Raw genomic sequence first — 11,542 nt, 5'->3', positions numbered from 1 at the left:
CGCCTTGCTCTGGAGTTTGAGGTCATAGACCCCAACGCCACCGCCGCCGTCAAGGAGCAGCTTGACTTGTCCGGGCCAAACAAGGCCCTGAACATGCATTTAAGGCCGAAATCCTTGCCTTGTGGCGCCGTGTGCCCGATAAGCATATTCATGCCACAATCCTCCAGTTCCCCAGTCGCCATCATCACCACAACCCCGGACCTCGCCGCAGCCTGCTCTCGCCTCGCCGCACATGAGTTCGTTACCGTCGATACCGAGTTCCTGCGTGAGACCACCTTTTGGCCCAAGCTCTGCGTCGTGCAGGTTGCCAGCCGCGAGGAGGCTGTGGTCATCGACGCCCTGGCCGAGGGGCTAGACCTTGCTCCCCTGTTCGAGCTGCTGCGCAACGAGAAGGTGCTGAAGGTCTTCCACGCCGCCCGGCAGGACATCGAGATCGTCTGGCATCTCGCCGGCTTCATTCCCGCGCCGCTGTTCGACACGCAGGTCGCCGCCATGGTGCTGGGCTATGGCGACTCCATTGCCTATGACCAATTGGTCCAGCGCATCACCAACGCCCATATCGACAAGTCGTCCCGTTTCACGGACTGGTCGAAGCGCCCCCTCACCCAGGCCCAGATCAATTACGCCGTCTCGGACGTCACCCATTTGCGCGACGTCTACCTCAAGCTTGCGGCGTCGCTCGAGAAAAGAAAGAGGAGCCATTGGGTCGGCGACGAAATGTCTGTCCTGACTTCGCCGGATACCTATCGGCAGGCCCCGGAGGACGCCTGGCGGCGGGTAAGCGGACGCGTGCGCAAGCCGCGCGATCTTGCCGTGCTGGTCGAGGTGGCAGCTTGGCGCGAGCGCGAGGCCCAGTCGAAGAACGTGCCGCGTTCGCGCGTGCTCAAGGACGACGCCATCACCGAAGTCGCTCTGCAGGCCCCGGACACGCCGGAGAAGCTGGCCGGTATCCGCATGATTCCGAAGGGATGGGAACGCTCCCGCCCCGGCCTCGACCTGATCGAAGCGGTGAAGGCCGGTCTGGCTCGAGACCCAGCGAGCCTGCCACGCCAGGCACCGCCGCGGATCGCCAGCAATGGCGCCGGCGCGACGGTGGAACTGCTCAAGGTGCTGCTGAAGATGGTGGCTGAAAGCCAGGGCGTCGCCGCCAAGGTGATCGCCACCACCGACGATCTCGACATGATCGCAGACAGCGACACAGCCGATGTCCCGGCCCTGCATGGCTGGCGCCGCGAACTGTTCGGCGAGAAGGCGCTCGCCCTCAAGCACGGCAAGCTGGCGCTGGCGATCGAACGCGGCAAGGTCGCGGCAATTAGCCGATAGCTGGCTGTAATTGACTTGCGCTATGAGCCGGGTGAAGGCTGGGCGAATCGTTCGATGCGCCGGGCCTTTGGACGCATCGCAAGCAGGAGTATGAGCATAAAATGAAGGTCGCGGTTCTCGGCAGCGGCGTGATCGGAGTGACCTCCGCCTATTATCTGGCGAAGGCCGGACATGAAGTCGTCGTGCTGGATCGCCAGCCCGGCCCAGCTCTCGAGACCAGTTTCGCCAATGCCGGCGAGGTTTCCCCCGGCTATGCCTCGCCTTGGGCGGCTCCCGGCATTCCGCAAAAGGCGATCAAGTGGCTGTTGATGAAGCATGCCCCGCTGATCCTGCGCCCCCGTCCCGATCCGGCGATGGTCGCCTGGGTCTGGCGCATGCTGCTCAACTGCACCTCCGAGCGCTATGCCATCAACAAGAGCCGCATGGTTCGCCTGGCCGAATATAGCCGAGACAAGCTGATCGAACTGAGGGCCGCCACCGGCATCCGCTATGACGAGCGCATGCAGGGTACCCTGCAGCTCTTCCGTACCCAGAAGCAGCTCGACGGCATCGGCAAGGATGTCGAGGTGCTCAAGCGCGATGGTGTCCCCTTCGAGGTCCTCGATGCGGATGGCTGCATCGGCGCCGAACCGGCTCTTGCCCATGTCCGTTCCCTGATCCGCGGCGGCTTGCGCCTGCCCAATGACGAGACCGGCGACTGCTACAAGTTCACCGGCGCGTTGGCTCAGCTCGCCGAAACGCTCGGCGTGCGCTTTCGCTATGGCGTCGAGATCAAGCGGCTCGTCTTCGCCGGCGACAAGATCGAAGGCGTCGAGACCAGCACAGGCGTCGAGAAAGCCGACGCCTACATTGCGGCTTTCGGCAGCTACACACCCGGTTTCGTCGCGCCGCTCGGCCTCAAGGTGCCGGTCTACCCGGTCAAGGGCTATTCGCTCACCATTCCGATCGTCGACGAGAGCCGGGCGCCGGTCTCCACCATCATGGACGAGACCTACAAGATCGCGATCACCCGGCTCGGTGATCGCATCCGTGTCGGTGGCATGGCCGAAATTTCGGGCTTCAGCAAGGACCTGCCGCCGGCCCGCCGTGACACGCTGGCCCAGTCGGTAAGCGACCTCTTCGGCGGTTCGGGCAATCTGGCCGCCGCGAGCTTCTGGTCGGGCCTGCGTCCGATGACGCCGGACGGCACGCCGGTGATCGGCCGCACGCGTTACAAGAACCTGCTGCTCAACACCGGCCATGGCACATTGGGCTGGACCATGGCCTGCGGCTCCGGCCGTGTGATGGCCGATATCGTCAGCGGCAAGAAGCCGGAGATCGACGTCTCGGACCTCGGGTTGAACCGCTACGGGGCCTGAACGTTCCGGTCCTTCATCCCGGCAGAGGCCACACCCCACTGGCTGCAGACAGCGGGGTGTGGCCTTTGCCAACCTGTCTCCCCTATTCCGCCGCGACCGTGACAGTCTCCGCCGGATCGAGGATCCGGATCACGGCCTCGCGACCGATCAGGCGCCCGAGCGCCTTCATGCGGGCGTTGAGGCGTTCGCCCACCAGCCCCTCCAGGTCGCGGGGCACATCGAGCAGCAGTTTGCCATGACTGACATAGAGCGGCGCGCGCGGTAGCACGCCCGGCATCGAGGCGGACAGGATGTAGCCTACCCGCATCAGCCCCCCGAGGATGCGCGCCCGGTCGAGGATGCGCGCGGTGGCGATCTCACGGATGCGGGGAGACAGTTCCTCCTCGTTCAGGCCGACATGGCGGAAATAGTTCGCTACCGCCATATAGGCGCGACCACGATGATCGACGCCGACAAAGGCGGCGTGGGCAATGATGTTGAGGCTCTGCTCGCCACGATAATCGGGGTGGGCGCGCCAGCCGATATCGGCCACCAGGCAGGCCGCATGGCGCTGGCGTTTCTCGTCGGCCGTCTCGTCGAGGTGGGTCGATGCCATGAAGCGGTCGCCCCAGCGCACCAGTTCCTCGCCGTGCCGCGGCGAGCGCGAACGCAGGATGTTGAGTTCGCTGGCTGCGGTGATCAGGGGATCGAGCTTGCGGCTCTCCTCGTCGAGCAGCGAATAGAGCAGGCCTTCACGCACGCCCTGGGCCGAGATCACCACATCGCGCGGCTTGCCGGCCTTGATGACCTCGCTCATCACCGCCGCGCCATAGGCGAGCAGCGGCAGGCGCCCGGTCGAAACCGTGTCCTTGCCGATCAAAGTGGTGTTGTCGACCCGCATGATCAGCTTGCAGAAATCGAGCATCTCCCGCGCCGGCACGCTGTAGCCATGCATGATGTGCAGGGGATAGCCGAGCTGCATCATGTGCAGCTTGGCAAGCGAACGCCAGGTACCGCCGACCGCATAGAAGGTGCGGTCCTTCAGATGTTTCAGCGGGTCCGCCTTGGCGAGCTTTTCCTGGGCGATCTTCGACGCCTTGCGCACCGACTGGCCGGAGGTGTCCTGCAAGGCAAGCCCGCCGAGCGGTGTCGTCATGCCCGCGCCGGCGCGATGGCCGTGCACCTCGATCAGTTCGAGCGAACCACCGCCCATGTCGCCGACCACGCCGTCCGGCATGTGGAAACCCGAGATCACGCCATAGGCCGACAGGCGCGCCTCGCGCTTGCCGGACAGCACTTCGATCTCCGCACGGCAGATCGCCGTGGCGCGGGCGATGAACTCCTCGCCGTCCTCGGCATCGCGCGCCGCCGCCGTCGCCAGGACGTAGAGGTCCTTCACGCCCATGGTGTCGCATAGGGCGCGGAAGCGGATGAGCGCCGCATAGGCCTTGGCGACGGCTGCGGGATCGAGGCGCTTGGTGGTCATCACGCCACGGCCGAGGCCGCACAGCACCTTCTCGTTGAAGACGGCCGTCGGCGCGCGCGTCAGCCCCTCATAGACCACCAGACGAACCGAGTTTGAGCCAATGTCGATCGTCGCGATCGGCGGCCCCTGGCAGATGCGCCCCTGCGCGAAACCGGGCTGTCCCGGGCTCGGCCCCGCCAGGTCGGCGGCCTGGACATGGGGCAGCGTGTCAGCGTCTGCGGCTGAGGAGCGTTCGGGGAGAGTTGTGTTCAAGAGATTTGCCTCGTCCCGATAGGCTGGGATTGGTCATGAAATATTTGTGGGCGTTGAAGGGCTCTTCGTCAGGCTGCGGGACTATGCGTTCCGCAGTTCCGTCGGGCAAGATGCTCCAGCTCTGTTGATTGTCGATAAGATTGGCGATCATGATCTGATCGAGCACCTGCTCGTGCACCGTCGGGTTGAGGATAGGGCAGAGCGCTTCGACGCGGCGGTCGAGATTGCGTTCCATCAGATCGGCCGAGGAGATGTAGACGGCCGCCTTCTGGTGCGGCAGGCCATGGCCATTGCCGAACGCATAGATGCGGCCATGCTCGAGGAAGCGGCCGACGATCGACTTGACGCGGATGTTCTCCGACAGGCCGGGAACGCCCGGCCTGAGGCAGCAGATGCCGCGCACCACCAGATCGACCTGCACACCCGCCTGGCTGGCTGCATAGAGCGCATCGATGATCATGGTGTCGACCAGCGAGTTGCATTTGCACCAGATGGCGCCCGGCCGGCCAGCCTTGGCGTGCTCGATCTCGGCATTGATGTGGTCGAGGATGCGCTGCTTGAGCGAGACGGGCGAAACCGCCATGCGCTCCAGCGCCGCCGGCTCGGCATAGCCTGTGATGAAGTTGAAGATGCGCGAGACGTCGCGCGCGATCACCGGATCGGCGGTGAAGAAGGACAGATCCGTGTAGATGCGCGCGGTGATGGGATGGTAGTTGCCGGTGCCGACATGGCAATAGGACACGAGCTGGCCCATCTCGCGCCGCACTACCAGCGAGAGCTTGGCGTGGGTCTTCAGCTCGATGAAGCCGAACACCACCTGCACGCCGGCGCGTTCGAGATCGCGGGCCCAGCGTATGTTGGCTTCCTCGTCGAAGCGTGCCTTCAGTTCCACCAGCGCCGTGACCGATTTTCCGGCCTCGGCGGCCTCGGCCAACGCCTTGACGATCGGACTGTTGGAGGAGGTTCTGTACAGCGTCTGCTTGATGGCGACCACGTTCGGGTCGCGCGCTGCCTGGTTGAGGAACTGCACCACGACATCGAAAGATTCGTAGGGGTGGTGCACCAGGATGTCCTTCTGCCGGATGGCGGCGAAGGCATCGGCCCCATGATCGCGGATACGCTCAGGCGAGCGCGGCGAATAGGGCTTGAATTTGAGGTCCGGACGATCGAGCCCGACGAGTTGCGACAATTCGTTGAGGGCGAGCATGCCCTCGACGCGAAATACCGCGTCGTCGGCGACGTCGAGTTCCTCTGTCACGAATTGGCGGATGCTGTCGGGCATGCCGGCCTCGATCTCGAGGCGGATCACCACGCCGCGCCGGCGCTGCTTGAGCGCCGTCTCGAACAGCAGCACCAGGTCTTCCGCCTCTTCCTCGACTTCGAGATCGGAGTCGCGGATGACCCGGAAGGAGCCCTGCCCCTTCACGGTATAGCCGGGGAACAGTTTGGCGATGAACAGCACCGCCAGATTTTCCAGCGTGATGTAGCGGGCCGCCCCGGTTTCGGCGAAGTCCGGCAGGCGGATGAAGCGCTCGACCTTGTGGGGCGCACGGATCAGGGCGTTCAGCATGCGCCCGTCGCTCATGCGCTTGAGCTGCAGGGCGATGGTGAAGCCGAGATTGGGAATGAACGGGAACGGGTGGGCCGGATCGACGGCGAGCGGGGTGAGGATCGGGAAGATGTAGCTGAGGAAATAATCGTCCAGCCACGCGCGCTCGGCCTTGGAAAGGTCGCGCGGCTCGGTGATCACGATGCCCTCGAGCAGCAGGTCGTCGCGCAATTCGGTCCAGCGTTTCTGCTGGTCGGTGGCGAGCTTGGACACGGCCTCGCCGATCTTGACGAGCTGTTCGGCCGGCGACAGGCCGTCTGGACTGCGCGCCGTGACGTCTTCGCGCACCTGGCCGATCAGGCCGGCGACGCGCACCATGAAGAACTCGTCGAGATTGCTGGCCGAGATCGACAGGAATCGCAGCTGCTCGAGCAGGGGATGGCTCTTGTTGGACGCCTCTTCCAGCACGCGGCGATTGAATTGCAGCCAGGAAATCTCACGATTGATGAAGCGGTCCGGGCTGACGCGCAGCGCGATCGAGTCTTGAGAGGGAGCCACGTCACGTGCCGCCTCCCGCATCTCATCGCCTTGCATCGCGCTCTCCACCGTCTGTGCCGTGCTGGTCATGGTCGTCAATGCCGCTCGCTATGTCCCGGGCTGCTGTTCCCCATCCCGCCGGTCGGAATCGCCGTCCGCCATGGGGAAGCCTGCTTAGGCCGCCTATATGACAATGCTGTCACATAAAATGGCTGCGCTGGGGAAAATTCGCAAAACTTCGCCCCGTCGCCTGTGGAACCGTCGCTGGCTGCTCAATGAACTGGACCCGGGCGGAGGAGCGTAAGCGCGACCTGATCGCGATCACTCCTCGTCGAATGGCGACGCCAGCACTTCCTTCAGAAGTTCGGCCGCGAGTGCCCGCGTGATCCGGCGGCCGCGTGACAGGCCTTCGCGATCGAGCACGGCAACCACCTGGCGCGCTGCGGCGAAGGAGCGCTCGATGCGCCGAACGAGGAAGTCGACCAGGCTGGAATCGACGATGAGCTGCCGGTCGAGGAAGAGCTTCACCAGCAGCATGCGGAAGAGATCGTCGTCCGGCGTGGCGATGGTCAGGGCCGGCATGGCCCGCAGGCGCGAGATGAGGTCGGGAAGCACAAGACCCCAGCGCTCGGGGGGTTCGTGAGCGGTGATCAGCAGGGAGGCGCCCGCCTCGCCGGCGAGGTTGAGCAGATGGAAAAGCGCCGTCTCGTCGATGCCACGCCCGGCATCTTCGATCACCACCGCCTTGTGTGAGACCAGCACGGGGACATTGTCGTCCCGCAGCGCCTCGCCCGTCAGCGTGACCGCGCCTGCGGCTTCGGACCAGATCGCCGCCAGATGGCTCTTGCCCGAGCCGCTCGGGCCGATCAGCAGGGCACGACGGGACGGCCAGTCCGGCCAACGTTCGATGAAGGCATAGGCGGCCTCATTGGACGGCGAGACCAGGAAATCCTCGCGGGCGAACGAGGCCCGCAGCGGCAGATCGAGCGCCAATTGGCGGGGAAGGGTCACGACGAAGGGTCCGATGGCAGCACCTCGGCCTGAGCCTGGCCGACATGGCCGGTATAATACTGGCTGGCGAGGTAGCGCGACAGGGCAAAGCGCACCAGGACGCCGATCGCCGCCGCCACCGGCACGGCAACCAGCAGGCCGATGAAGCCGAACAGGCTGCCGGCGGCCAGCAGGGCGAACATCAGCCAGACCGGATGCAGCCCGACCGAACCGCCGACCAAGCGTGGCGAGAGCACATAGCCTTCGAGAATCTGCCCTGCCACGAAGACCAGGGCGGCATAGACCGGCAAATGCCAATCTGGCCAGACCTGGACCAGTGCCACGCTGACGCTGACCACGAAACCAAGGATGGAACCGACATAAGGGATAAAGGAGGCCAGACCGGTGCACAGCCCGATGAGGAAGCCGAAGCTGACACCGAGAAAGGTCAGGCAGGAGCCGTAGAACAGACCGAGCAGGAAGCAGACCGTCGCCTGGCCGCGCACGAAGCCGGCGATGGCGGCATCGATGTCGCGGAAGATGCCGCGGATGGCGTCGGCATGGTCACGCGGCAGCCAGCTGTCGACACGCGCTACCATATGATCCCAGTCGAGCAGGATGTAGAAAGCCACCACCGGCGTGACGATCAGGATGCTGACCACCCCGATGACAGCCTGGCTGCCCGACCAGAGCGAGGAGACGAAGGTGGCAAGGACCTGGGCCCCCTGCCCGACATAGTCGCCGAGCGACTTCTGGATGTCCTGCAGCCGTTCGGTAAGCAAGCCCCCGAGCCAGCTCTGGTTGAGTTCGCCCAGAATGCGCTGCATGGAGGCCACGATGCTCGGCAGCCTCTCGCGCAAGCCGTTGAACTGCTCGCCCAGCATCGGCACCAGCAGGAGGATCGCCAGCACGATGAGGAAGATGAAGCCGAGCAGAATCAGGGAGGCGGCTGCCCAACGGGGCAGTCCCAGCCTCTCAAGCCTGTCGGCGACGGGATCGAGGAAATACGCGATCGCCAGGCCGGCGACAAAGGGCCATACCATGCCCTGGAGTAGCCAGATCAGCGCGATGAACAGGGCCAACGCACCGAGCCAGAAGAATACCTGCCGTTGGAGGCTCATCCATTCGCTCCTGAAGCTCGATCCACACCGTTCTCCCCGGCCAAGCAAGCCTCGTCCGGGACGGCTGAGATGGCGGATGGCCTTCCGCGGCCGGAATATTCATCCGGCCATATGGTTGAGCCACTGGCGCAGATAGGCGGCAGCCGAGGCAATGGTCAAGAGCGTGACCAGGATGGAACCCACTTCGATCAGGAAAGGAAAAGGCCATCCAGTGCCCTTGGCGAACAGCACGAGCGCCACAAAAGCGATCTGTACCGCGGTGTTGAGCTTGGAAAGCATCAGCGGCGCGATCTGTACCGGCTGGCTCATGACCCAGGACACCAGCACGGCGCCGATGATCATGAAATCGCGGAAGACGGCGAGGATAACCAGCCAGGCAGGCACCACACCGACGATCCCCAGCGTGACGAAGATCGAAACCAGCAGGGCCTTGTCCGCCAGCGGGTCGAGCACGGCCCCCAATTCGCTGCGCATGTCGAAGCGCTTGGCGATGAAGCCATCGACGCCATCGGAAACGCCGGCAACCAGGAAGGTGACGAACGCCCAGCCCCATGCCCCCGAGGTGATGCACAGCACCGCCAGCGGCACCAGGCAAAAACGCAGGATGGTGATCAGATTCGGTATCGTCATGATCGGATCGTAGCAAACCACGAGAGGGCAGGCACGTCGGGGCGGATTCGCCGGCATCCTCTGCGGTTGTCTGGCAGGTCGGGCGACCCGACGGTGACGTCGGGCATCGCCGTGACACGTCCAAACAAGGCGTCAGAGCACCACCACCGTGGTGCCGACCCCCACCCGCTGGTAGAGGTCCATTACATCCGGGTTGGCCATGCGAATGCAACCGGAGGACACCGCCCGGCCGATGGTATTCGGCTCATTGGTGCCGTGAATGCGATAGAGCGTGGACCCCAGATAGAGCGCACGCGCCCCCAGCGGATTGTTGAGGCCGCCCTCCATATGATCGGGCAGTTCGGGACGGCGGGCGATCATTTCCTTGGGCGGCGTCCAGCTCGGCCATTCAGCCTTGCGGCTGATGGTTTCGGTACCTTTCCAGGTGAAGCCCTGTTTGCCGACGCCGATGCCATACCGGAGCGCCGTGCCGTCCTCCTGCACGAGATAGAGCCGCTTCTCCTTGGTCGAGATCACGATGGTGCCGGGGCTGTAGCCCGAGAACGGCACCACCGTGCGCGGGATCGGGGACTGCGCCAGCATGGCCTGGCCATCGTCCTTGGTACCGGAATCGAGATTGGGCGAGATGCTGTTCGGATCGATCGAGGCCTGGCGCTGCGGGCGCCGGCCTGGCGTCACATCGCCATCCTGGTCGCCATAATAGCCATAGGGATCCTCTTGATAGTCGTAAGGCTCCTCGAAGTTCCGATCCGCCCGGTAGGTCGGCTGGGGATCCCGCCACTGGCGCGGACGGGAGACGCCATCGTCCTGATAATAGCCGTCGTCCGGAGGATAGCCCCACTCCTGGGCCTGGGCCGTCCCCCCGATCACCAGGAGGGCAAGGACGGGTAAAAGTGCTTTTCTTGCAATCGTCATGTCGAGAACCACACGTCCCGGAAGAACGCCCGGGGTTGCGCCCTGCAGGGCAATGCAAGGCAAGATGGCTGCGACAATCCCGGAAACGGCGGGCGTAATTGTGGCAATGGCAGCGGCAGAAAGTCGCTATTTTTTAACCCTTTGTTCAGCATGCATTCAGATCGGGTTGACTGTCCTTGCGGAAAGGGATCCCATGTCCTCCGCCGTGAGTTCCTCATTCAAAGCCACTTCCTTGCCGTGAGGGCAGCGCATCATGAGCCTTGCCACGGTTCCGATATCCGCCCTGGCCGTTTCGCTTCCCGACGAGGCAGCCGCGCAGGCATGGAACGGCTTTCTCGAATTTCGCTCTTCCCAGGAAGCGGCGGCGGCCCGTCCCGCGCATATGCTGGGCGAAGGCGGCAAGGACGATTGGGTCCACGCTCTGCATTGGAAAAAGCCGCGGGCTACGGTCGACCCGATCGGTTGCTTCCTGCTGCGCGACGTCGAGGTCTGGCGTCCCGGCATCCTCGTCCATGGCGGCCAGGTCATCGACGATGCCAATCTGTCGACCAACATCGCCTTGTCCATGGCCCGCACCGACACGAATTTTGCCTCGCGTTTCAGCGAGACGGCGGCCAGACCCATAGACCGTCCCGCTCTCGTCGTAGCCGGCCCGGGATATACCATCTGGGGCCATTGGCTGGTCGAATTCCTGCCGCGGATACCCATTGCCAGCCAGTTCCTGGCATCGCTGCGTGAAGAATGGGTCATCCCGCTGCCCCATGACACGCCGTCCTGGGTCGAGGATTTGCTGCTGTCGGCCTGCAACGTGCCTCGGGAAGCAATCCTGCGTTACACACCGGGACGGGAGCGCCTGCTCTTCGCACGCGCGGTGGTACCGACATTCTGCTTCTCCGGCGAATATACTTTCCACCCCTATCTGCGTGAATTCTACCGGTCGCTGGTACCGGCTTCGGCGCCGGCCCACCGGCGCCTCTGCCTTTCGCGAGGCGGTCCCGGCCCCTCGGCCAATCGGCCTTTCAGGCAGCGTGACTTCTTTGAGCAGCAGGCCAGGCGACGCGGTTTCGACGTCATCCGTCCCGAGGAACTGAACCTGTCCGACCAGATTGCAACGTTGTCGCAGGCCAGCGCCCTCATCGGCGAATATGGCTCGGCCCTGCATGGCTCGGTCTTTGCCGGGCCGGGCACCGTCGTCGGCTGTATCGGGCATTGGAACGCCGTCCAGATGCGCTTGAGCGACGTGCTGGAGCAACAAGGGGTCTACCTGACTCGCGGATGCCTTTGGCCCAGCGCCGACAGGCCGATGTCCATCGACACGAGCCCGGACGACATCGAGAGCTTTCTCGATCGCGTGACATCGCTGCTGGACTGAGTGTCCGGCGCTCGAATGTCCGTCCTGGCG

At 64.3% G+C, this 11,542-nt stretch carries 9 protein-coding genes; 3 read left to right on the top strand and 6 right to left on the bottom strand.

The genetic code is table 11. The annotated features are described in order from the left end of the window. Nucleotides 1-150: 150 nt before the first annotated feature. Nucleotides 151-1,323 (top strand): ribonuclease D, encoded by a 1,173-nt coding sequence (gene rnd / locus QM672_RS22555; protein WP_311938068.1) that lies wholly within the window; start codon nt 151-153, stop codon nt 1,321-1,323. Nucleotides 1,324-1,424: 101 nt separating this feature from the next. Beyond that, on the top strand, nt 1,425-2,681 hold the full coding sequence (locus QM672_RS22550; RefSeq protein WP_415085260.1) for a D-amino acid dehydrogenase: 1,257 nt from the start codon (nt 1,425-1,427) through the stop codon (nt 2,679-2,681). Nucleotides 2,682-2,763: 82 nt separating this feature from the next. On the opposite strand, the gene QM672_RS22545 is transcribed toward QM672_RS22550, so the two are convergent. The 6 genes from QM672_RS22545 to QM672_RS22520 all read right to left on the bottom strand — a co-directional run bounded on the left by QM672_RS22545 (nt 2,764) and on the right by QM672_RS22520 (nt 9,903). Beyond that, entirely contained in the window at nt 2,764-4,281 is a 1,518-nt protein-coding gene (locus QM672_RS22545) for a Ppx/GppA family phosphatase (RefSeq protein WP_415085312.1), read from the bottom strand. Nucleotides 4,282-4,354: 73 nt separating this feature from the next. Continuing rightward, nucleotides 4,355-6,526 carry an RNA degradosome polyphosphate kinase gene (locus QM672_RS22540; RefSeq protein ID WP_311938495.1) on the bottom strand — a complete coding sequence of 724 codons (2,172 nt, stop codon included), beginning with the start codon at nt 6,524-6,526 and terminating at the stop codon, nt 4,355-4,357. A 279-nt stretch (nt 6,527-6,805) separates the two neighbouring features. Then, nucleotides 6,806-7,495: a hypothetical protein gene (locus tag QM672_RS22535; protein WP_415085258.1), complete on the bottom strand. Its 690-nt coding sequence runs from the start codon at nt 7,493-7,495 to the stop codon at nt 6,806-6,808. Next, a complete protein-coding gene (locus QM672_RS22530; protein ID WP_415085256.1) occupies nt 7,492-8,595 on the bottom strand; it encodes an AI-2E family transporter in 1,104 nt (367 codons plus the stop codon). The genes QM672_RS22535 and QM672_RS22530 overlap by 4 nt, the downstream gene beginning before the upstream one ends. Nucleotides 8,596-8,694: 99 nt before the next feature. Continuing rightward, complete coding sequence (locus QM672_RS22525) at nt 8,695-9,225, bottom strand: CDP-alcohol phosphatidyltransferase family protein (RefSeq protein ID WP_311938057.1); 531 nt, start codon at nt 9,223-9,225, stop codon at nt 8,695-8,697. Nucleotides 9,226-9,357: 132 nt separating this feature from the next. Continuing rightward, nucleotides 9,358-9,903 carry a L,D-transpeptidase gene (locus QM672_RS22520; protein WP_376717695.1) on the bottom strand — a complete coding sequence of 182 codons (546 nt, stop codon included), beginning with the start codon at nt 9,901-9,903 and terminating at the stop codon, nt 9,358-9,360. A 490-nt stretch (nt 9,904-10,393) separates the two neighbouring features. Between QM672_RS22520 and QM672_RS22515 the strand changes: the two genes are divergently transcribed. Next, entirely contained in the window at nt 10,394-11,512 is a 1,119-nt protein-coding gene (locus tag QM672_RS22515; protein WP_415085253.1) for a glycosyltransferase family 61 protein, read from the top strand. Nucleotides 11,513-11,542 lie beyond the last annotated feature (30 nt).

It is taken from the genome of Labrys sp. (in: a-proteobacteria) (assembly GCF_047605565.1).
GTDB lineage: Bacteria > Pseudomonadota > Alphaproteobacteria > Rhizobiales > Labraceae > Labrys > Labrys neptuniae.
The sequence above is the reverse complement of the archived record's forward strand: the minus strand, read 5'-3'. Positions and strand labels throughout refer to the sequence as shown.

What these genes read in the sequence shown, in the direction of transcription:
- rnd (WP_311938068.1), top strand. Translation starts at nt 151, where the DNA reads ATGCCACAATCCTCCAGTTCCCCAGTCGCCATCATCACCACAACCCCG.
- QM672_RS22550 (WP_415085260.1), top strand. Translation starts at nt 1,425, where the DNA reads ATGAAGGTCGCGGTTCTCGGCAGCGGCGTGATCGGAGTGACCTCCGCC.
- QM672_RS22540 (WP_311938495.1), bottom strand. Translation starts at nt 6,526, where the DNA reads ATGCGGGAGGCGGCACGTGACGTGGCTCCCTCTCAAGACTCGATCGCG.
- QM672_RS22530 (WP_415085256.1), bottom strand. Translation starts at nt 8,595, where the DNA reads ATGAGCCTCCAACGGCAGGTATTCTTCTGGCTCGGTGCGTTGGCCCTG.
- QM672_RS22525 (WP_311938057.1), bottom strand. Translation starts at nt 9,225, where the DNA reads ATGACGATACCGAATCTGATCACCATCCTGCGTTTTTGCCTGGTGCCG.
- QM672_RS22515 (WP_415085253.1), top strand. Translation starts at nt 10,394, where the DNA reads ATGAGCCTTGCCACGGTTCCGATATCCGCCCTGGCCGTTTCGCTTCCC.